General features: G+C 73.8%; 18 protein-coding genes. 9 read left to right on the top strand and 9 right to left on the bottom strand.

Annotation, left to right across the window (positions count from 1 at the left end; genetic code table 11):
- Positions 1 to 1,061: 1,061 nt before the first annotated feature.
- A complete protein-coding gene (locus tag LWC33_RS24535) occupies positions 1,062 to 2,135 on the top strand; it encodes a helix-turn-helix transcriptional regulator (protein ID WP_233306875.1) in 1,074 nt (357 codons plus the stop codon).
- 55 nt (positions 2,136 to 2,190) lie between these two features.
- Here LWC33_RS24535 and ligD read toward each other — a convergent pair whose 3' ends face one another.
- Positions 2,191 to 3,210 carry a non-homologous end-joining DNA ligase gene (ligD, locus tag LWC33_RS24530; protein WP_233306874.1) on the bottom strand — a complete coding sequence of 340 codons (1,020 nt, stop codon included), beginning with the start codon at positions 3,208 to 3,210 and terminating at the stop codon, positions 2,191 to 2,193.
- Between the two features lie 220 nt (positions 3,211 to 3,430).
- Here ligD and LWC33_RS24525 point away from each other — a divergent pair, with 220 nt between their 5' ends.
- Positions 3,431 to 3,751 carry a hypothetical protein gene (locus LWC33_RS24525; RefSeq protein WP_233306872.1) on the top strand — a complete coding sequence of 107 codons (321 nt, stop codon included), beginning with the start codon at positions 3,431 to 3,433 and terminating at the stop codon, positions 3,749 to 3,751.
- 72 nt (positions 3,752 to 3,823) lie between these two features.
- Positions 3,824 to 4,285: a peptide-methionine (R)-S-oxide reductase MsrB gene (msrB, locus tag LWC33_RS24520; RefSeq protein ID WP_233306871.1), complete on the top strand. Its 462-nt coding sequence runs from the start codon at positions 3,824 to 3,826 to the stop codon at positions 4,283 to 4,285.
- Positions 4,286 to 4,422: 137 nt separating this feature from the next.
- Here msrB and hemQ read toward each other — a convergent pair whose 3' ends face one another.
- Genes hemQ through hemE form a run of 3 tightly spaced genes read right to left on the bottom strand, consistent with a single transcriptional unit; the run spans position 4,423 to position 7,660 of the window.
- Positions 4,423 to 5,118 (bottom strand): hydrogen peroxide-dependent heme synthase, encoded by a 696-nt coding sequence (gene hemQ / locus LWC33_RS24515; protein WP_233306870.1) that lies wholly within the window; start codon positions 5,116 to 5,118, stop codon positions 4,423 to 4,425.
- The gene (gene hemG / locus LWC33_RS24510) at positions 5,091 to 6,608 is read right to left on the bottom strand and encodes a protoporphyrinogen oxidase (protein ID WP_233306868.1); all 1,518 of its coding nucleotides are present in this window, start codon (positions 6,606 to 6,608) and stop codon (positions 5,091 to 5,093) included. Before hemG ends, hemQ begins: the two co-directional genes overlap by 28 nt.
- On the bottom strand, positions 6,608 to 7,660 hold the full coding sequence (gene hemE, locus LWC33_RS24505) for a uroporphyrinogen decarboxylase (protein ID WP_233306867.1): 1,053 nt from the start codon (positions 7,658 to 7,660) through the stop codon (positions 6,608 to 6,610). The genes hemG and hemE overlap by 1 nt, the downstream gene beginning before the upstream one ends.
- A 105-nt stretch (positions 7,661 to 7,765) precedes the next feature.
- Between hemE and LWC33_RS24500 the strand changes: the two genes are divergently transcribed.
- From LWC33_RS24500 to LWC33_RS24490, 3 genes are all read left to right on the top strand, one after another.
- A complete protein-coding gene (locus LWC33_RS24500) occupies positions 7,766 to 8,362 on the top strand; it encodes a DUF3000 domain-containing protein (protein WP_233306866.1) in 597 nt (198 codons plus the stop codon).
- Between the two features lie 306 nt (positions 8,363 to 8,668).
- The gene (locus tag LWC33_RS24495) at positions 8,669 to 9,322 is read left to right on the top strand and encodes a response regulator (RefSeq protein ID WP_156067259.1); all 654 of its coding nucleotides are present in this window, start codon (positions 8,669 to 8,671) and stop codon (positions 9,320 to 9,322) included.
- A gap of 94 nt (positions 9,323 to 9,416) precedes the next feature.
- Positions 9,417 to 10,664, top strand: coding sequence for a ribonuclease D (locus tag LWC33_RS24490; RefSeq protein WP_233306864.1), 1,248 nt, complete (start codon positions 9,417 to 9,419; stop codon positions 10,662 to 10,664).
- A gap of 22 nt (positions 10,665 to 10,686) precedes the next feature.
- On the opposite strand, the gene LWC33_RS24485 is transcribed toward LWC33_RS24490, so the two are convergent.
- Positions 10,687 to 11,913 carry an FAD-dependent monooxygenase gene (locus tag LWC33_RS24485; protein WP_233306862.1) on the bottom strand — a complete coding sequence of 409 codons (1,227 nt, stop codon included), beginning with the start codon at positions 11,911 to 11,913 and terminating at the stop codon, positions 10,687 to 10,689.
- A 242-nt stretch (positions 11,914 to 12,155) separates the two neighbouring features.
- Here LWC33_RS24485 and LWC33_RS24480 point away from each other — a divergent pair, with 242 nt between their 5' ends.
- Together LWC33_RS24480 and LWC33_RS24475 are read left to right on the top strand one after the other, a co-directional pair.
- Positions 12,156 to 13,529, top strand: coding sequence for a UDP-glucose dehydrogenase family protein (locus LWC33_RS24480; RefSeq protein WP_233306861.1), 1,374 nt, complete (start codon positions 12,156 to 12,158; stop codon positions 13,527 to 13,529).
- Positions 13,526 to 14,881, top strand: a complete 1,356-nt coding sequence (locus tag LWC33_RS24475) for a lipopolysaccharide biosynthesis protein (RefSeq protein ID WP_233306859.1) — start codon at positions 13,526 to 13,528, stop codon at positions 14,879 to 14,881. Before LWC33_RS24480 ends, LWC33_RS24475 begins: the two co-directional genes overlap by 4 nt.
- A 40-nt stretch (positions 14,882 to 14,921) precedes the next feature.
- On the opposite strand, the gene LWC33_RS24470 is transcribed toward LWC33_RS24475, so the two are convergent.
- Positions 14,922 to 15,815, bottom strand: coding sequence for an ATP-grasp fold amidoligase family protein (locus LWC33_RS24470; RefSeq protein ID WP_233306858.1), 894 nt, complete (start codon positions 15,813 to 15,815; stop codon positions 14,922 to 14,924).
- Positions 15,816 to 15,972: 157 nt separating this feature from the next.
- Between LWC33_RS24470 and LWC33_RS24465 the strand changes: the two genes are divergently transcribed.
- Positions 15,973 to 16,953 carry a glycosyltransferase family 2 protein gene (locus LWC33_RS24465; RefSeq protein ID WP_233306857.1) on the top strand — a complete coding sequence of 327 codons (981 nt, stop codon included), beginning with the start codon at positions 15,973 to 15,975 and terminating at the stop codon, positions 16,951 to 16,953.
- Positions 16,954 to 16,965: 12 nt separating this feature from the next.
- Here LWC33_RS24465 and LWC33_RS24460 read toward each other — a convergent pair whose 3' ends face one another.
- Genes LWC33_RS24460 through dxs form a run of 3 tightly spaced genes read right to left on the bottom strand, consistent with a single transcriptional unit; the run spans position 16,966 to position 20,834 of the window.
- Positions 16,966 to 18,102 carry a sensor histidine kinase gene (locus tag LWC33_RS24460; protein WP_233306855.1) on the bottom strand — a complete coding sequence of 379 codons (1,137 nt, stop codon included), beginning with the start codon at positions 18,100 to 18,102 and terminating at the stop codon, positions 16,966 to 16,968.
- Between the two features lie 24 nt (positions 18,103 to 18,126).
- Positions 18,127 to 18,792, bottom strand: coding sequence for a response regulator transcription factor (locus LWC33_RS24455; RefSeq protein ID WP_233306854.1), 666 nt, complete (start codon positions 18,790 to 18,792; stop codon positions 18,127 to 18,129).
- Positions 18,792 to 20,834 carry a 1-deoxy-D-xylulose-5-phosphate synthase gene (dxs, locus tag LWC33_RS24450; RefSeq protein ID WP_233306880.1) on the bottom strand — a complete coding sequence of 681 codons (2,043 nt, stop codon included), beginning with the start codon at positions 20,832 to 20,834 and terminating at the stop codon, positions 18,792 to 18,794. The genes LWC33_RS24455 and dxs overlap by 1 nt, the downstream gene beginning before the upstream one ends.
- Between the last annotated feature and the right edge of the window lie 62 nt (positions 20,835 to 20,896).

The following is a 20,896-nucleotide window of genomic DNA, read 5'->3' as shown; positions in this document are numbered from 1 at the left end:
ACGCCGCCAGCGTTCGTCCTGAGCCAGGATCAAACTCTCCAACAAAAACTGGCTCCAACTGACAGGCCCACGCCCGACGGGATCGGGAACATGAGCCCCAAAAGAACTGGCACAAACCACCAGTCCCGACATTCAAGCTCGACACACTGTTGAGTTCTCAAAAGACACCCGCACACCATGGCCCACCGACCGGTGAACTTCCGGGGCTTTTCCCCACCGTACACCCACACGAATCCACGAGGATCCAGGGGGTCCGGCTCGGGGGCGGCCAACGGGCCTGTTGACCGAACCTCATGGGCTCGTTCTGTCCGGCGTCTCGCTGACGAAGAGAAAGTTACACGGCCTGATCGGCGAGGGCAAAACGGGGGTCCCCACCCCGAATTCGGCGTGAATTCGCAGGTCAGAGGCCTGTGATCGGGTTCCGGAGCCAGGTTGACGGCAGATTTCGCCCTTCATGACGGCGCTCACACTTTCGGCGGCACCTCGGCGACGCGCCCGTCCAATCCGCTGTGGCGCTTACATACCCTGGGGCTGACCAGCACGGATGCTCCGCCGACAACCACCGCCGAAGGCGTCGAGCCGGCCGCGCTCGCTCACGGGGCGCTGCGGGCGAACGCGATGTCGGACCACGCGCTGGGCGAGCGGCTCGCCCGCACGGCACTCGGATCCGAGGCGCGCGGTGTCGCGTCCGTTGTGCTCGCCGAAGCGCTGCGGTGGCAGGGGCGACACGCCGAGGCCGAACGTGTCGCGGTCGACCCCGTCCCCCTCGCGGGCTCCGAGGATCATCGTTCACGACTCGCCACGACCCGGGCACTCAATCAGTTCTTCGGACTCGGTCGAGTCGAGGAGGCTCTGGCCTCGCCGGACCGGGGAGGTGTCACGACAGCGGTCCGGGGCGGTGCTGCAGTACTTCGCGGGCAGGCAGGCCCGCGGAGGCCGTCCAGCTGGCCTCGAGCGCTCCGTGGGAAGAGGAGTCCGGACCGTGGCTTCGACTGTGGGAATCCCTCGCTTCGACCATCGGGCTCTGCGCGCTCGGCCGTGGGGACGAGGCCCTTGCGGCCGTGGCCCGCGGCTGGGCGGCGTTCGAGGAATGCACCGCCGAACCGGAGTTGGCGATCACCCGCGCCATCCTCCGACACGCCGAGCTCGCCGGGTTGCTCCTCACCGGGCGGATCCGGGAGGCGGAGGCGGTCGCCGCCGAGCAGCACAGGGCGACGATGTCCCAGGCACCCTCCGCGTGCGATGCGATGGGCGGGCTGTCTCGCGGGTTGGCGGCGCTGGCGAGCGGCCTCCCGTTCGCCGCTGCGCGCTGGTTGACCGAGGCCGCTGCCCGGCTTGCGGACAGCGACCCGATCGGGTGCGCACCGCTGTGCCTGGCCAAGTTGGTGGAGACGCACGTCGTGCTCCGCGACGACGGCGCTGCGGAGCAGGTCCTGAGCGAGATCCTTGCGTCGGACCGACCCGTCCTGGACGGGTGGACGCCGCAGATCCACCTCGCGCGCGCGTGGCGAGCGGCCCGCGAGGAAGGGCTCGACGAGGGAGCCGAGGCCGCGCTGCGAGCGGGATCCTCGGCCGTACGCGCGGCGCAGCGGCTCGTCGAGGCCGAAGCGCTGCACACGGCCGCCCGTCTCGGCCGCGCCGCGGATGTCGCCGCGCGGCTCGGCGAGCTCGAAGCGCAGCTCGACGGTCCGCTGGTCGTCCTCTTCGCCGAACACGCCCGGGGGATCGTGGACGGGTCGGGAGACGCTCTCGACGGAGTGGCCCAGAAGTTCGAGTCGCTGGGCGCCCGCCTCCTCGCGGCCGATGCGGCCGCGCAGGCCGCGAGGCTTCATCAGCGGGCACGTCACCAGAGGAAGGCGTCCGCCTCGACCGCCCACGCGACCCGGCTCGCAAGGGCGGCAGGCGGCGCCTGGAGCCCGTCGCTCGATCAGCTGAACCCACCCTCGCTCACCAAACGGGAGCACGAGATCGCCGTGCTGGCGGCCTCCGGGACGAGCAACCTCGACATCGCCCGGAAGCTGGTGCTCTCCGTGCGCACCGTCGAGACGCACCTCGCGCACGTCTACGACAAGCTGGGGATCAACAGTCGCGCCGCGCTCCGGAAGGCGCTGCAGGACGAGGCCGAGCAAGGCTGAGCGACCGCGACGCCGTCGTTGCAGAACCAGCAGGCGCGGCAACCTTCGTCTCGACTCAGCCGTTCAGGTGCCGCGCCCGCGAGGGCTGCACCCGCATCGGCTCGTCGGGCATCTTGGGGTACTCCGGCGGGTACGGCATCTCCCCCAGCCCGTCCTGCTCGTACCACTCGAGGGCCCGCTCGCAGCCACCCGGCTCACGGTGCATGTCCGCGTGCGGGTCGCCGTGCTCGGCGAGCAGCCCCGGCACGGTGCGCAGGGTGAAGTCCTCGGGTGCGACGTCCGGCAGCGACTCCCACGCGAGTGGCATGGAGACCGTGGCCCCGGGCAGGCCGCGCACCGACCAGGCCGATGCGATCGTGCGGTCCCGCGCCGCCTGGTTGAAGTCGAGGAACACCCGCTCGCCGCGCTCCTCCTTCCACCAGGCCACCGTCGCCTTGTCCGGGATCCGGTCGGCGACCCGACGGGCGATCGAGATGACCGCGCGACGGACCTGGATGAAGTCCCACTCGGGGCGGATCGGCGCCGCCACGTGGATGCCCCTTCCGCCCGACGTCTTGGGCCACCCCGTGAGGCCGGCCTCGGCGAGCACCTCGCGCACGACGGCCGCAACGGCCACCGCGTCGGCGAAGCCCGTGCCCGGCTGCGGGTCGAGGTCGATGCGCAGCTCGTCCGGGTGGTCGGTGTCCGCCGCGCGGACCGGCCACGGGTGGAAGTCGAGGGTGCCCATGTTCGCGGCCCACGCGATCGCCGCCAGCTCCGACGGCGCGAACGTGTCCGCGGTGCGACCGCTCGGGAACGTGACCCGGGCGGTGCGCACCCATTCGGGCGCCCCCTTCGGGAGCCGCTTGGCGAAGAACGGCTCGCCCTCCACGCCGTCCGGATAGCGCTTGAGGTTGGTCGGCCGGTCACGCAGGATCTCGATCATCGGCCCGGACACGGCGACGTAGTACTCCATCACCTCGCGCTTGGTGATCCCGAGTGCCGGGAAGATCACCTTGTCCGGGCTGGTCAGGCGCACCTCGCGGGTGCCCTCGGGACCCGGGACCGGCACCAGCTCGACCGCCTTCGACGCCATGGCGCGCAACCTACCGGTGCCGGCCGACGAAAACCCGGATCTTTCTCGCGATCGGCGCCGGAGCGGCGGAGACCGCGAAGTGCGACTGCCCCTGGAACACGATCCGCTCGGCCCGGGGCAGCGCCCCGACGCGCGGCTCGACCCCTCGGGCAGGGCGACCAGGTGTCCGCGCCCTGCGGGATCGGACCGACGAGCGGTTTCCCGGCGCTACCCTCGGCCCATGACCCCATCGGAGCCGCGCGACTCCGAGCCCCGTTCCGCGCCCCAGTGGGCGCACCGGTTCGACGACGAGCTGGTCGGGCTCGACCCGGACGACCCCGAGGCGCGTGCCTTCGCCCAGCACCTCGACCGGATGCAGCACGACCGGCCGTCGTTCACCGTCGAGGGCTACCTGGACGGCGTGCGGGACTTCGCCGACTCGGCGAACCGGGCGCAGGGCGGCCGGTACTGGGCGGCGGTCCTCGTCGTGGTGCTCCTGCTCGTGGGCGTGGTGTGGGTGGTCGGCAATGCGCTCGTCTTCGTGCTCGGCACCTGGTTGTAGCCCGAAACATCCCGGGGCGGGCGGGCGTTGCACGGTACGGCACCCCGTGCCGGGAAGGGTTAGCGTGACGACATGGGTCTGTTCAGCAAGGAGTCCGGAGCGCGGGACACGGCGGAGGGGACGGCCCAGGAGCCGGCTCCGACCGTCGTGCGGTCCGACGAGGAGTGGCGGGCCCGGCTGAGCCCCGCCGAGTACCAGGTCCTGCGGCAGGCGGGCACCGAGCGGCCCTTCGTGGGTGAGTACACCGACACGAAGACCGTCGGCGTGTACAAGTGCCGCGCCTGCGACGCGGAGCTGTTCCGCAGCGAGACGAAGTTCGAGTCGCACTGCGGGTGGCCGTCCTTCTACAAGCCGGAGGACGCGGCCGTGATCGAGCGGGTGGACAACTCGCTCGGCATGCGCCGGGTCGAGGTGCTGTGCGCGGCCTGCCACAGCCACCTGGGCCACGTGTTCGAGGGCGAGGGGTACCCCACGCCCACCGACCTGCGCTACTGCATCAACTCGATCTCGATGACGCTGGCGCCGGCCGAGTAGGCGGCCGGAGGCCCCGGGACACCGCACGGACACCGGAGGCCCCGCACCCTCGAAGGTGCGGGGCCTCCGCCGTATCCGGGGGCCGTGTCCCTGAACCGGCCCGATCTCGCCTCGGGGCCCGGTCTCGGGGCCCGGCCTCAGGGCAGGGTCGCGACCAGGTCGCCGATCTGCACCCGCGGACCGGTGTAGAAGGGGATCTCGACGCGGACGTGCCGGCGGGCCTCGGTGGCACGCAGGTGGCGCATCAGGTCGACGATCCGGTGCAGCTCGTCGGCCTCGAAGGCGAGGATCCACTCGTAGTCGCCGAGCGCGAAGGCGGGCACGGTGTTGGCGCGGACGTCCGGGTAGTCCCGGGCCTCCTTGCCGTGGTCGGCGAGCATCTTCCGGCGCTCGTCGTCGGGCAGGAGGTACCAGTCGTAGCTGCGGACGAAGGGGTACACGCAGACGTAGCGCTTCGGGTCCTCGCCCGCGAGGAAGGCCGGGATGTGGCTCTTGTTGAACTCGGCCGGGCGGTGCAGCGCGGTCTGGCTCCACACGGGGACCGACGCGCGGCCGAGGGCGGTCTCGCGGCGGAGGTCGGCGAACGCCGCCTGCAGCGCCTCGATGTTGTCCGCGTGCCACCAGATCATGTAGTTGGCGTCGGCCCGCAGACCGGCGAGGTCGTAGACCCCGCGCACCACGACACCCTTGCCCTCGAGGGCCTCCACGAACTCGGCGGCCTGGGTGGCCGCGGAAGCACGGTCGTCGCCCAGCTTCCCGGGTTCCACCCGGAAGACCGACCACATGGTGTAGCGGATCGTCGCGTTCAGCTCGGAGTAGTCGAGGCGGGCCATGCCTCCATGCTGCCACGCGGCGCGGCACTCCCGGCCGCGGTCCCCGTCACTCCGGCCAGCCGTTCCGCGGCGGCGCGGGCGGTGCCGACACAAGCCGGCACACCGACCCCGTACAGCGCCGCGCCGACCACCTCGAGGCCCGGCGCGGCGGCCACGGCGGCCTCGAGCGCGGCGACCCGGTCCAGGTGCCCCGGCGCGTACTGCGGCAGCCCGCCGCCCCAGCGCTGGACGTGCACGGCGACCGGATCCGCGGTGATCCCGTGCAGCGTGGCGAGGTCGGCTCGGGCGCGCGCGACCAGCTCCGTGTCGTCGACCTGGAGGGTGGCGGCCTCGCCGAAGCGTCCGAGCGAGACCCGGAGCCGGACCAGGCCGTCGGGCGAGACGTGCGCCCACTTGGCCGACGAGTGCGTGGCCGCCTTGATCGCCAGCGGCTCGTCGGCGGCCACCAGGACCCCGGAGGTCCCCGGTCCGGCGATCCCGCGGAACGCGAAGGCGATCACGACGGACGACGCGAGCTCGATCCCCTCCACCGCGGCCGCCGCGGCCGGGACCGGGCCCGCGAGGAGCTTGCGCACGGCCGGGGCCGGGACGGCGAGGACCACCGCGTCGACGTCGAGGGCTTCCGGGGCGGTGGTGGGACCGAGCACGAGCCGCCAGCCACGCTCGCGGCGCTCCAACTCCCGGACGGTGGAGCCCAGCCGCAGCTCGGCGTCCGAGGCCGCGGACAGGGCGTCGAGCAGCACGCCGTAGCCCCCGCGGACGGCGCCGAACACGGGCCCTGCGGCCTGCCCGGACACCCGGGGCCCGCCGGACCCGCCCGAGCCCGACCCGCCCGCACCACCAGTGGCCGCGGGCACCGGCGGGGCCGCCCGGGTCGCGGCCTCGGTGAGCGAGGGGGCGCCGGCGTCGAGCGCGGCCGCCAGGGCGGGCACCGTGGCGCGCAGGCCGAGCGCGTCGACCCGGCCGGCGTAGACGCCGCCGAGCAGCGGGTCGGTGAGCCGCGCGGGGACCTCGGGGCCGAACCGCTCCCGCAGCAGGACGCCCAGGGCCGCGTCCCCGCCGGGCTCCCACTTCAGGGGTCGCCCCGGCTCGGCGGCGACCGCGGCCAGGCCGGCCTCGGAGAGCACGCCGCCCAGCTGCGCCCCCGCCGTCGGGACGCCCATGAGCGTGCCGCCGGGCATCGCGACGGTGCGGCCGCCCGCCCGGATGGTGGGGCGGGCACCGGTCGGGTGCACGACCTCGTCGGCGAGGCCCAGCTCGGCGAGCAGCTCGGGCACCTCGGGGCGACGGGCGAGGAAGGCCTCGGCGCCGACGTCGAACGGGCGCCCCGCGAGGTCGACGGTCCGGAGCACCCCGCCGATCCGGTCCGCCCGGTCGACCACCACGATCCGGGCCGCCGGGCCGAGCAGGACGCGCAGCCGGTGGGCCGCGGCGAGCCCCGAGATCCCGGCCCCGACGACGGCGATCGACGGAGGGACCGCGGACGCCATCAGAGCGAGTGCACCAGCTCGACGGTGCGCGTGATGACGTCCGGGTCGGTGCCCGGGAGCACCCCGTGGCCCAGGTTGAACACGTGCCCGGGTGCGCGGGCGCCCTCGGCGGCGATCCGCCGGACCTCCTCCGCGACGGAGGCGAAGTCCGCGAACAGCACGGCGGGGTCGAGGTTGCCCTGGACCGGCACCCGCCCGCCGGCCCGGCGGGCGGCGACGTCGAGCGGGGTGCGCCAGTCGACGCCGAGGACGTCGGCCCCCGCCTCGGTCATCGCGCCGAGCAGCTCGGCCGTGCCGACGCCGAAGTGGAAGCGCGGGATCCCGGCCCCGGCGACCCGGGACAGCACGGCCGCCGAGTGCGGCAGCACGTAGCGCCGGTAGTCCCGCTCGGACAGCGCGCCCGCCCAGGAGTCGAACAGCTGCACGGCGTCGACCCCCGCGGCGATCTGCGCCTCCAGGAAGGTGGCGGTGATCTCGGCGAGGTGCGCCATCAGCGCGTGCCAGACGTCCGGCGCGGAGCGCATGAGCGCCTTGGTGCGCTCGTGGTTGCGGCTCGGCCCGCCCTCGACGAGGTAGGAGGCGAGCGTGAAGGGGGCGCCGGCGAAGCCGATCAGCGGCGTCTCCCCCAGCTCGCGCAGGAGCAGCCCCACCGCCTCCGTGACCGGCTCGACCTGGCCGGGGTGCAGCGTGGGCAGCCCGGCGACGTCCGCGGCCGTGCGCACCGGGGAGGCGACGACGGGCCCGGTGCCGGGCACGATGTCGACCGCGATCCCGGCCGCGTACAGCGGGACGACGATGTCGGAGAACAGGATCGCGGCGTCCACCCCGTGCCGGCGGACCGGCTGCATCGTGATCTCGCAGGTGAGGTCCGGGGTCAGGCAGGCCTGCAGCATCCCCGTGTCCGCCCGCAGCGCCCGGTACTCCGGCAGCGAGCGCCCGGCCTGGCGCATGAACCAGACGGGCAGCCGCTCCGGGCGCTCGCCGCGCGCCGCGGCGAGGAACGCGGAGCCGGGCAGCGACCGCCGGGTGGGCGCGGTGGTGAGCGGGTTCATCACGACCCATGGTCCCACGCCGACCTGGGCGGACGCAGATCGACCCGATCGGAGCGCGGCGCGCCTGTTTCCGCCGGTCCCGCCGCCGACCTACAGTCCCGCCCCGTGCCCGATCCCGCCGCCCCGCCACCGCTGCTGTTCCGCCGTGCGGTCGAGTCCCTCGCGGCCGTCCGACCCCGGCCCGAGCTGGTGGTCCGCTCGCTCGAGGCGCCGCCGCGGCTGGCCCCGTACGCCTGGGCGACGAGCGTCGAGGCCGACATCGTCCACCGCGGCGACGGCACGGACGACCTGGACGAGCCCGACACGTCCGGTCGGCTGATCCTGCTGCACGACCCCGCCGGGCAGGAGGCCTGGGAGGGCGAGTTCCGGCTCGTCTGCTTCGTACAGGCGCGGCTCGAGCGCGAGCAGCTGGGCGACGAGATGCTCCCGGTCGTCGCATGGTCCTGGCTGACCGAGGCGCTCGCCGACCTCGGCGGCCGGCACACCGCGCTCGGCGGGACCGTGACGCAGACCTCCTCGGTGCGCTTCGGCGACATCGCGGGCCCCAAGCGGGACGACGACGTGGAGCTCCGGGCCTCCTGGACGCCACTCGAACCCGATGGGGACCTTGCGGCACACGCGGAGGCGTTCTGCACACTGGTGGCCACCGCTGCGGGACTTCCGCCGGTGGGAGTTCGGACGCTTGCGCGGCGAAGTGTGTGAATCGGGAGCGAAGGTGCTGGTCACGGCCCGGGTACGGAGCGTTGATCACCTGATTGGGCGCATCACCGCCGACAACGCTGTAACTTTCACCCGGAGAAGTTCGATCGGATACACGACGTTAGACCGCTTGGGGGGCTACAGTTCCTCCACGACACCTCCTCGGGCGGTCGGGCGCAACTCTCCGTCCCACCGGGGTCCCGGTGTTGGTCGGGGGGCAACGACCGACTCCAGGGAGGTAGTGACGTGGCCGTAGTAGGCCAGGGCACACCCTTGCGCGGCACCCCTGGTGCCGTGCTCCAGCCTGCGATGGTTCCCCATCCGCGGGAAGAGCAGTTCACCGTGCTGGTGGTCGACGACCACCCGCTGCTGCGGGAGGCCATCGCGGCCCGTCTGCGGTCCATGGGCGCCGGCACGGTGCACGAGGCGGCCTCGGTCGCCGAGGCGCGTGCGCGGGCGCAGGCCAACGGGCCGTGCGACCTCGCGATCCTCGACCTCGGCCTGCCGGACGGCAGCGGCCTCGACCTCGTCACCGAGCTGCGCCAGCTCGGGTGGAACCGGCTGGTGGTGCTGGCCTCCTCGGACGACCCGTACGCCGTCCGTTCGGCGTTCCAGGCCGGGGCCCAGGCGTACCTGCTGAAGTCCGCCTCGCCGGCCGTCGTCACCGACGGCGTCAAGCGGGTGCTCGACGGCGGGGTCTACGCCGACCCGACGGTGGCGCCGCTGCTGGCGACCGGCACCCGGGTGCCGGGCACCGACAACACCCCGCGGGAGCTCTCGGCCCGCGAGGTCGAGGTGCTCCAGCTGGTGGCGGACGGGCAGTCGAACAAGGAGATCGGCGAGGCGCTGAGCCTGTCCGCGCTGACCGTGAAGAGCCACCTCTCGCGGATCGGGCGCAAGCTCGGCACCGGGGACCGGGCACAGATGGTCGCGCTGGCGATGAGAGCCGGGGTCATCCGCTGACCGGAGACGACGCTCGCGGAGTCGACCGTTGACTTCGCACGGCTCGGGGGGCGGGCCGGCACCGCGCGACAACGCGGGGGCCGGCCCCTCCGCCGTGTCCGGGGGCACGTCGGGTGCCGCCTCGGACGGTGACGCCGAGGGGAACATCCCCGTCCCGCTGCTGCACCCCGCCGACGGGCTCCCCGAGGTCGTGCGGGACGCCCCGGCGCTCGCCGACGCCGCGGCCGCCTTGGCGGCCGGCAGCGGCCCGATCGCCGTCGACGCCGAGCGGGCGTCCGGTTTCCGGTACTCGCAGCGCGCCTATCTGGTGCAGCTGCGTCGGGCGGGCTCCGGCACCGCCCTCGTCGACCCCGTCCCGCTCGGCGGCGACCTGAGCGGCCTCACGCCGGCCCTGGAGGGCCCGGAGTGGGTGCTCCACGCCGCCTCGCAGGATCTGCCCTGCCTCGCCGAGGCGGGGCTGCGCCCGGCGCGGCTGTTCGACACCGAGCTCGCCGGGCGCCTGGCCGGCCTGCCCCGCGTCGGGCTGGGCCCGCTCACCGAGCGGATGCTCGGGCTGACGCTGGAGAAGGGCCACGGGGCCGCGGACTGGTCCCGCCGCCCGCTGCCCGAGGACTGGCTGGTCTACGCCGCGCTCGACGTCGAGGTGCTCGTCGAGCTCCGGGACGCCCTCGCCGCCCTGCTGGAGGAGCAGGGCAAGCTCGAGTGGGCGCTCGAGGAGTTCGAGGCGGTCCGCACGGCCGGGCCGCCGCCCCCGCGCGCCGACCCGTGGCGGCGCACCTCCGGGATCCACAAGGTGCGCAAGCCGCGCGCACTGGCCGCCGTCCGGGCGCTGTGGGAGGCCCGGGACCGGCTGGCCGCCGAGCGGGACGTGGCGCCCGGCCGGGTGCTGCCGGACTCGGCGATCGTCGAGGCGGCCGTCGCCTCCCCCACCACCCCGAAGGCACTCTCGCAGCTGCCCGTCTTCCGGGGGCGCGCGCAGCGCAGGCTCGAGTCGTACTGGTTCGGGGCCCTGCGCTCCGCGCAGACCCTGCCCGACGCCGAGCTGCCCCGGCCCGCCGCCGCGACCGACGGGCCGCCCCCGGTCTCCCGCTGGGCCGACCGCGACCCGGCCGCCGCGGCCCGGCTCTCCGCCGCCCGCACGGGCCTGGCCGAGCTGTCCGAGCGCTGGTCGGTGCCGGTGGAGAACCTGCTGCAGCCGGACCTGCTGCGCCGCCTGTGCTGGACGCCGCCCGCCGACGGCGACGTCCCCGCCTTCCTCGAGCGGGGCGGCGCGCGGAACTGGCAGATCGCGCTGACCGCCCCGGTCCTCGAGAAGGCGCTCTCCCCCAAGCACGAGTCCTAGGAAGCGCCCGGGCTCGCGGGGCCTACGGCCCTACCCGCTCGCCGCGCTTCACCGCGCGGACCGTGCGCCGGACCGTGGTGACGCCCTTGCGCACCTTGCGCAGGCCGTCGACCTGGGTGGCCTTGTGCAGCTGGTAGCGCCACGCCTCGGGGTGGTCACCGCGACGGTCGAGGAGCGTGTAGGCGAAGCGGACCGGGTCCTGGGTGTCCAGGTAGCGGCCGACCTCCTCGAACCAGTGCATGTTGCGCAGCGCCTGCTCCTGCACCCGGCCGACCTCGGCGCGACGCAGCGCGTCGTAGCCCGCCATCGCGCCCGGCAGGTCGTCGGCGAACAGCGTCAGGGACTCGGCGAGGCGGACGGCGTCCTGGACCGCCAGCACGGTGCCCGAGCCGATGCCGAAGTGCGTGGTGTGCGCGGCGTCGCCCATCAGCAGCACGTTGTCGCGGCGCCAGGTCGCGTTGCGCAGGTGCCGGAAGGTCAGCCAGGGCGCGGCGGTGCCGGAGCTGCCGACCCGGCCCGGCGGGCGCATCAGCGGCTCGCCGCCGAGCGGCCCGGCGAAGATCTCCGCGACGCGCGCGACGCCCTCGTCGACCTCGACGGTGTCCAGGCCCAGCCCCGTCCAGGTCTCCGGGGTGCACTCGACGATGCAGGTGCTGGTGCCGCCGGTCGACGGGTAGGCGTAGAACCACAGCCAGCCCGCGTCCGTGCGCTCGAAGGCGAAGGTGAACCGCTCGAGGTACCGCGAGGTGCCGAGCCAGATGTACCGGTTGCGGCCGGTGGTCACCGCCGTGCCGAAGTCGTGCGCCGCGCGCACCCGGCTGCCCGCGCCGTCGGCGGCGATCACGAGGTGGGCCTCCGAGCCGAGGTCGGCCACCCGGTCCTCGGGCAGCTCGGTCTCCCACCGGATCGTGACGCCGAGCTCCGTGGCCCGCGCCGCGAGGATCTCCAGCAGCGCGGCGCGGCCCATCGAGAAGCCGTACTTGCCGCCGATGTGCACGGGCGGCCGCCCGCCGATCCGGACGACCTGGTCGCCCCACAGGATCGCCGCGTCCCGGATGGCGCGGCCGCTCTCGGCGTCGTGCCGGTAGAGGTCGTCGAGGAGGTCCTCGCCGAACGTGATGCCCCACCCGTGGGTCGCGCCGGGCGCGTTGCGCTCCAGCACCTCGACCTCGGCGGACGGATCGGCCAGCTTGGCCAGGATCGCCGAGTACAGGCCGGCGGGACCGCCGCCGACGCACAGCACCTTCATTCCGTGCCCTCCCCCTCGTCCACCGGAGTCCACCACGCCGCGGGTGAACGCTCGGCGTCCGGGGCGCGAACGTAGCAAGGCACTCGTTCGGACGATTGCGGGGGACCGTTTCGGCGGGCGGGGCGGGCCGGACCTGTGCGTTCCGCGACGAGACGGCTGGTCTACGGTCGATCGTGTCGCAGTCGACCTCACGGTCGTTGGACGCAGTGTCGCCGTCGGACACACCTTCAGGGGGAGCCAGCTTGTTCGCACGAACGGTCGCCGTGGTCGGCACCGGCTACGTCGGCCTGACCACCGGAGCCTGCCTCGCCTCGCTCGGCCACCGCGTGGTGTGCGCCGACATCGACGAACGGAAGGTCGAGGCGCTCTCGCGCGGGGAGATCGCGATCCGCGAGCCCGGGCTGGCCGAGCTGGTGTCCGAGGGTCTGGCCGCGGGCCGGCTCTCGTTCGTCGTCGGCGCGGGCGAGGCCCTCAAGGAGCTGGAGTCCGAGGGTCGCCCCGTCGAGGTGATGTTCCTCTGCGTCCCGACGCCGATGGGCGTCGGTGGGGTGGCCGACCTGGCCGCGGTCGAGGCCGTCGTCGAGGAGGTCCGCGAGGCCATGCCGGCGGGCTGCGTGGTCGTCAACAAGTCGACCGTGCCGGTGGGTACCGCGGACCGGACCAGCGAGCTGCTCGCGCGGGACGACGTCGAGGTCGCAAGCAACCCCGAGTTCCTCCGCGAGGGGTCCGCGGTCCACGACTTCCTGCACCCGGACCGCATCGTGGTCGGCTCGAACTCGTCGCAGGACGCCGCCGAGCGCGTCGCGGCGCTCTACGCCCGCCTCGGCGCGCCCACCGTGCTCACGGACGCGGCCAGCGCCGAGATGATCAAGTACGCGGCGAACTGCTTCCTCGCCATGAAGCTCTCCTACGTCAACGCGCTGGCGGAGCTGTGCGAGCGGGTCGACGCCGACGTCGCCGACGTGACCGAGGGCATGGGCTACGACCGCCGGATCGGTCAGGCCTTCCTGTCGCCGGGCCCGGGCTGGGGCGGTTCCTGCCTGCCCAAGGACACCCACGCCCTGCTCCAGGTCGCCGATTCGGCGGACTTCGAGTTCCGCCTGCTGCGGGCGAGCATCGACACCAACACCCGGCAGTTCCAGCGGATGGTCGACAAGGTCCGGGTCGCGGTCACGGGCCGCCGCGGCGGGCCGCTCACCAAGACCCGGCTGGGCCTGTTCGGCCTCACGTTCAAGGCGGGCACGGACGACCTGCGGGACTCCCCCGCCCTCGGCGTCGCCGCGCTGCTGCGCCAGGCCGGCGCCGAGCTCGTCGCGTACGACCCGGGTGTCCCGGTGGGCTCCGCCGCGGCCGCCGGCCTCGACCCCCGCACGCTGTCGCTCGTCGACGACCCGTACGAGGCCGCCGCGGGCGCGGAGGCGATCGTGGTGCTGACCGAGTGGCCCGAGTTCCGGTCCCTGGACTGGACCCGGCTGGCCGGGACGGTCGCCGCGCGCACCGTTGTCGACACCCGCAACCTGCTCGACCCGGCCGTGGTGCGCCGCGCGGGCTTCGCCTGGTCGGGCATCGGCCGGCAGGCGCGGGAGAGCCCGAACGCCCGCGCGGGCCGCCGGTGACCCGGCCGACCACCGAGCGCGCCCCGAGAACGCCGAGCGGGCTCCGCGGCCGGATCCACGGGATCCGCAGGGAGCTCGCCGTCCCGCTGTACCGCAACACCTACGCCCTGATGCTCAACACGGCGGTGAACTCCGCCTTCGGGCTGCTCTACTGGGTAGTCGCGGCGCGCACCTACCCGGACTCGGAGGTCGGCCGCGGCAACGCGCTGACCTCGCTGATGCTGCTGGTCTCGGTGCTGACGCAGCTGAACTTCGGGCAGGCGCTCATCCGGTTCCTACCGAGGGCGGGCACGGCGTCGTCGCGGCTGATCCTGCTGTCCTACGTCGTGTCGTCCGGACTCGGGATCGTGGGTGCGGGCGGGGTGGCGGTGTACTGCCACCTGTTCCGCGCGGAGGGCGACCCGCTCCACATGAGCTGGCCGTTCGCGCTGTGGTTCGTCGCCTCCGTCGTGATCTGGTCGCTGTTCAACCTGCAGGACGCGGCACTGACCGGGCTGCGCGAGTCCATGTGGATCCCGCTGGAGAACGGGATCTACGGGATCGTCAAGCTGGTCCTGCTGGTCGTCGTGGCGCAGTCCGCGGTGAGCGACGGCGTGTTCACCTCGTGGACGCTGCCGGTCGTCGCGTTGATCGTCCCGGTCACGCTGCTGCTCTTCCGGCGGCTGCTGCCCCGGCACGTCGCGGCCACCTGCCAGGACCAGGAGCCGGTGAGCCGGCGGACGCTCGCCCGGTACATGGCGGGCGACTACGCGGGCCAGGTCTGCAACCAGATGTCGTCGACCTTCCTGCCGGTCCTGATCGTCGGGCTGATGGGGCCCGAGGAGGGCGCGTACTTCCTGCCGGCGCAGACGGTGTTCACGGCGATGAACCTACTCACGATGGGCATCACGTCGTCGCTGGTCGCCGAGGCGGCCCGGGATCCCGCGCACGCGCACCGCTACGCCCGCGCGGTGCTGCGCCGCATCGCGCTCACGGTGCTCCCGGCCTCGGTGGTGATCGCGCTGGCCGCCCCGTGGCTGCTGCAGCTCTACGGCACCCAGTACCGCGAGAACGCCACGTTCCTGCTGCAGCTGCTGATGATCTCGGTGTTCCCGCGTGTGGTGGTGTCGCTGTACATGACGATGACGCGCCTGGAGAACCGCACGGCGCCACTCGCCTGGATCCAGCTCGTGCAGTCGGCCCTGCTCATCGCCGGCGTCGCGGTGCTCCACGGTCCGCTCGGGCTCGACGCGGTGGGCTGGGCGACGCTCGCCATCGAGATCGGGCTCGCCCTCGTGGTGGCGCCGGTGGTGCTCCGGTGGCTGCGCGGGCAGCGGAACCCGCGCGGCCTGCCGGACGCCGTGCGCTCCTGAGCGCTCGGGGACCCGTGCGCTCCCGAGCGCCCGCGGCCGCTCAGGCCTTCGCGACGAACCGCTCGGGGACCGGGGTGCCGTGGCGCCACATGTCCCCGAGCGCGCGGTCGAATTCCCGCGGCTGCAACCGCACCAGACCGCCGCCCGGGTTGTGGGTGATCTCGCCGAAATAGATCTTGCCGTCGACGTTGTAGAGATCGATCCGGGCGAATGCGAATTCGGCACTGAGTGCCGTGGCGACCTCGAGCATCTCCGTGTAGTTCGCCGGCTGCTCGGGAAGGTTCTCGGCGAAAGCGAACCGGCCGCTGATGTCGTATTGCTGCCACTCGGGTGTCAGCATCGTCGAGGTGTGCCCGGTGAAGCGGTCCTGGTCGACCACGACCATGCCGGGGACGCCGCCGAACATGAAGAACTTGTAGTCCGTGGGCGCGTCCCCGTTCGGGGTGCCGATGAAGCGTTCGACGACGGCGCGCGGCTTCAGCCCGCGGTACGGCGTCTCCTTCCAGCCCGCCTTGTAGAAGTCGGTGGCCAGCCAGCGCCGGACCGTCTCGCGGATGGCGGCCCGGTCGGCCGCGGCCAGGTCCGGGACCAGCACGGTCATGTCACAACCGTGCGTCCCCTTGATCACGCACGGACCGGGGATCGTGTCGAAGTCGAGGTCCGCAGCATTGTCGACGACCTGGTGGAGCGGAATCAGGTAATCCTCGCCTACCTTCTCCGTGACGTACTCGCGCACCGCGTATTTGTCGGACGTCTGCCGGACCACGGGGTCCTGCTCCTGCAGGTTCTTCGCGGCGAGCAGCTGTGACCAGGTCACGGGGTTGCGGAGCGTGGTCAGCTCGCCCTGGAAGAGGGCGTGCTTGGCGATGGCGAAGGGCCGGTCGGGGAGGAAACGCAGCCGGCGGGCGAGGAGAACCCGCGCATCGAACGTCATCTGCGAGACGATAGCGGAGGGCGACGGGCCTCCCGCCGTCACGTCCGGGAAACACAAAGCGTGACGGACTGCCCCTAATCACTCCGCTGCACACGAACCCAAAGAGTGAATGGGGTCGCGGGAGCGACCACCCGGTCCCATTGCTAGGGTCCGATTCGTGCCGAAGAATGCAGCGGTGGTCTCGGTGATCACGCCGGCGTACAACGTCGGACGGTGGATCGGGGAGGCCATCGACTCGGTGAGGCGGCAGAGCGAGGGCCGCTTCGACTACGTCGTCGTCGACGACGGCTCCACGGACGACACGGCGGACGTCGTCCGCGCGCGGGCGGCCCTCGACGCCCGGATCCGGCTCATCTCGACCACCAACGCGGGCTCCGGCGCCGCCCGCAACCTCGGCATCGCCGAGACCACGGCGCCGTTCGTGGCCTTCCTCGACGGCGACGACCGCTGGCACCCGGAGTTCCTCCGCCGCCAGCTGCACACCCTGAACACCGCCCCCGGCCCGGTCGGCGCGACCTTCTGCCACACCCGCGTGATGCTGGAGAGCGGACGCGTCGTCGGGCCCCGCTGGCAGCCCGCCGGCCCCTGCGACATGGACCGGTTCCTCGCCGAGAACAACCCGACGCACAACGGCAGCTCGCTCCTGGTGCGCCGCAGCTGCTTCGACGAGGTCGGCGTCTTCGACACCAGCATCGCCAGCGCCGTCGACCTGGAGATGTGGCTGCGGATCGGCGCCTGGTCGTCGACCCCGCTCTTCTACGGCATCCGCCGCTACCTGGTCGACATGCGGCTCATGCGCACGGGCAGCATCAGCTCCAACCGCACCGCGCGGTACGAGGCGCTGGACAAGATGCTCACCGAGTACGCGCCGATGATGACGCGGCTGCACCCGGGCCTGGCCTACGTGCAGCCCGCGGTGTTCGCCTACCGGGACGGGCACGACGAGATCGCCGAGCGCTGGGCCAGGCAGGCCCTCGCCGCCGGTCCGACCCGGCTCGCCCGCAGCCGCTGGGGCCAGTCGCTGCTCGGCTGGCACGGCGCCGGTCCGGCCGGTCGCGTGAGGATGCGCGCCGCCCGCGACAGCGCCCGCGCGGGCATCTACGGCGGGATCTCCAAGGTCGTGCAGTCCGTCGGCTGACCCGCCGGACCCTCAGCCCGGGTGGGTGGGCAGTCGGACCACCACCGTCAGACCGCCGCCCGGGACCGCCTCTGCCCGCACCACGCCCCCGTGCGCCGCCACCACGGCGCGCACGATCGACAACCCCAGACCGGACCCCGCGGTCCCGCCCGTGCGCGGCACCGGGCCGCGCCGGAACGGCTCGAACAGCTCCCCCACCCGGCCGGGGTCGATCTCCGGCCCGCTGGAGGAGACCCGCAGCTCCGCCCCGTCCTCGAGCGGCGCGGTGCACACCTCGACCCAGCCGCCGTCGACGTTGTGCCGCACGGCGTTCTCCACGAGGTTGCCCGCCACGCGCTCCAGGAGCGCGGGATCGCCCGTGACCGGCGCCGGGCCGCCGATGGTCCACACGTGCAGCCCGCGGCGCGCCGCCTCGGTCGCGGTGACCCGCACGGCGTGCGCCCCGGCGTCGCGCAGGTCGACCGGGCGTCGTGCCGGTTCGGCGATCTCCCCCAGCGCCTCGGTGCGGGCGAGCACCAGCAGCCCGGACACGAGGTCGTCCGCCCGGCGGGTGGCGTCGCGGACCACCTCGCCCATCCGCCGCAGCTCGGCGACGTCGGCCGCCGGGTCGGCCAGCGTGACGTCGACCTCGGTGCGCAGCACGGAGAGCGGGGTGCGCAGCTCGTGGCTGGCGTTGGCCACGAACCGGCGCTGCACCTCGAAGGCGCCCTGCAGCCGGTCCATCATCGCGTCGAAGGTCGTGGCGAGCTCCGCCAGCTCGCCGCGGGCCTCGCGCAGGTCCAGGCGGGCGTCGAGATTCTCCGCCGAGAGCCGCCGGGCGGTGGCGGTGACCTCGTGCAGCGGGGCGAGCACCCGCCCGACCAGCACCCAGGACGTGAGCCCCGCGGCCAGCACGACCAGCGGGAAGGCGATCAGGCCCGCGTGCAGCACCTCGCCGCGCGCCGCGTCGCGCACGGCGCTCGTGACCTGCTCGGCCGGGACCTCGACGAGGCCGACCCGGACCGGGGTGCCGGGCGGCAACGACGGCACCGACGCCGCCACGCCGCCCACGAGCAGCCAGCCCAGCCACAGCAGCAGCGCGCTGACCAGCGCGACCAGCCCGGTGCCGAGAAGCGTGAGCTGCCAGCGCAGCGTGAGCCGCGTGCGCACCCCGCCCTCCCCTCCGGCCGCCCGTCAGCCGGCGGAGGGCACCCGGTACCCGGCGCCGACCACGGTCTCGATCACGCCGGGCTCACCGAGCTTCTTGCGCAGGGTCATCACCGTGACCCGCACCGTGGTGGTGAAGGGGTCGGCGTTCTCGTCCCAGACCCGTTCGAGCAGCTCCTCGCTGGACACGACCGCGCCACCCGCGCCCATCAGCACCTCGAGGACGCCGAACTCCTTGCGGGTCAGCTCGACCGGCGAGGTCGCGCGGGTCACCGTCCGCCGTGCCGGGTCCAGGGCCACGTCCCCCGCCACCAGCACGGGCGGGACCGCGGGGGCGGACCGGCGGCCCAGCGCCCGCACCCGCGCCACCAGCTCGGGGAAGTCGAAGGGCTTGGCGAGGTAGTCGTCCGCGCCGCGGGACAGGCCGTCGACCTTGTCCTCGAGCGTGCCGCTGGCGGTGAGCATGAGGACGCGGGTGGTGCCGCCCCCGCCCACGATGGCCGCGCACAGGTCGTCGCCGGGCATCCCGGGCAGGTCCCGGTCCAGCACGACGACGTCGTAGCGGGTGATCGAGGACTTCTCGTGCCCGGTGTCCCCGTCGAGCGCGACGTCGACCGCCATGCCCTCGCGCCGCAGGCCGCGCGCGACGGCCTCCGCCAGCGGGGCCTCGTCCTCGACGACCAGGACGCGCATCAGCCCGCCTGCTCGCCCGTCGACGGGCCGGTGTCGACTCCGGACTCGACGGCGGTGTCGACGGCGGTGTCGACGGCGGACTCGACACCGGGCTCGAGGACGGCGCCGTCCGCCGCCCCCACGACCGGCCCGGGCCCGGCGGGCAGGCAGCCCGGCACCTTCACCGCCCACTCGGTCACCCGGCGGGCGACGTCCTGCGCGGTGAGCCCGACGGCGGCCAGGACGTCGGAGCGCGCGCCGTGCTCGAGGAACTCCTGCGGCAGGGCCACGTCCCGCTGCGGGACGTCGACCTCGGCGGTGCGCAGCGCGTCGGCCAGGGCGGAGCCGAAGCCGCCGTGCCGGCCGGCGTCGGCCACGGTGACCACGAGCTGGTGCGCCCGCGCCATCTCGACCAGCTCCGACGGCACCGGCAGCACCCACCGCGGGTCGACGACGGTGACGGACACGCCCTGCCGGGCCAGCCGCTCGGCGGCCTCCACACCCAGCTCGCCGAACGCGCCGACGCACACCATCAGCACCGCCGGGGCGGTGCCGTTGGCCCGCTCCTCGCGCAGCACGTCGACCGTGCCGGCACGGCGCACGGCCGGGACCGACTCGATGACCGGGCCCTTCGGGAACCGCAGGGCGGTGGGCCCGTCGGCGACGGCGACGGCCTCGCCCAGCTCCTCGCGCAGGGTGGCCGCGTCGCGCGGGGCGGCGACCCGGATGCCCGGGACGACGCCGAGGATCGACAGGTCCCACATGCCGTTGTGCGAGGGCCCGTCGTTGCCGGTGACGCCCGCCCGGTCCAGCACGAGCGTGACGGGCTCGCGGTGCAGCGCCACGTCCATCATCAGCTGGTCGAAGGCGCGGTTGAGGAACGTCGAGTAAACCGCGACCACCGGGTGCATCCCGCCGCGCGCGAGGCCGGCCGCCGAGGTGAGCGCGTGCTGCTCGGCGATCCCGACGTCGACGCAGCGCTCCGGGAACTCCTTCTGGAACTTCGCCAGCCCGGTCGGGCCCAGCATCGCCGCGGTGATCGCGACGAGATCGGGCCGCTCGCCGCCGAGCCGGACGAGCTCCTCGGCGAACACGCTGGTCCAGCCGGTGGTCTTCGGGCCGGTCGGCAGGCCGGTCCGCGGGTCGAAGGCCGCCGGGCTGTGCATCTGCTCGGCCTCGTCGTTCTCGGCCGGGGCGTAGCCGTTGCCCTTGCGGGTCACGGCGTGCACCACGACCGGGCCGCCGAAGTGCCGGGCCCGGCGCAGCGCGGACTCCATGGCGGCCACGTCGTGCCCGTCGACCGGGCCGAAGTACTTGAGCCCGAGGTCGGCGAAGAGCTCCTGGGGGCTGATCGCGTCCTTGAGGCCGGCCTTGAGCGCGTGCAGTCCGGCGTAGACGGCGGGCCCGACGACCGGTGTGCCGCGCAGCGTGTGCTTGCCCGCCTCGAGCAGCTTCTCGTAGCCCGGCTGCAGGCGGAGCGTGGCGAGCCGGTCGGCCAGGCCGCCGATGGTGGGCGCGTAGGAGCGGCCGTTGTCGTTGACCACGACGACGACGTTGCGGTCCTGGGCCGCGGCGATGTTGTTCAGTGCCTCCCAGGCCATGCCGCCGGTCAGCGCGCCGTCGCCGATCACGGCCACGACGTGCCGCTGCTGGCCGGTGAGCGAGTAGGCGCGGGCCAGCCCGTCCGCCCAGGACAGCGACGACGACGCGTGGCTGGACTCCACGTGGTCGTGCACGCTCTCGGTCCGGCTCGGGTAACCGGAGAGCCCGCCCGTCTTCTTCAGCCGGTCCCAGCCCTCCTGGCGGCCGGTGAGCAGCTTGTGGACGTACGCCTGGTGCCCGGTGTCCCAGATCAGGGTGTCCCGCGGGGAGTCGAAGACCCGGTGCAGCGCGATCGTCAGCTCGATCACGCCGAGGTTCGGGCCGAGGTGCCCGCCGGTCCGGGACACCGCGCTGACCAGGAAGTCCCTGATCTCCGACGCCAGCCCGGCCAGCGCGTCGGGGCCGAGCCGCTTGAGGTCCGCCGGGCCCCTGATCGACGACAGAACGGAGGATGGCTGCACGCTCACGCCCGCCACTCTACGAGCGGTGGCCAGTACCGGGCCCGTCGGACACCGGTCGGCAC

The sequence above is a fragment of the Pseudonocardia terrae genome, from assembly GCF_021343995.1.
GTDB lineage: Bacteria > Actinomycetota > Actinomycetes > Mycobacteriales > Pseudonocardiaceae > Pseudonocardia > Pseudonocardia terrae.
The sequence above is the reverse complement of the archived record's forward strand: the minus strand, read 5'-3'. Positions and strand labels throughout refer to the sequence as shown.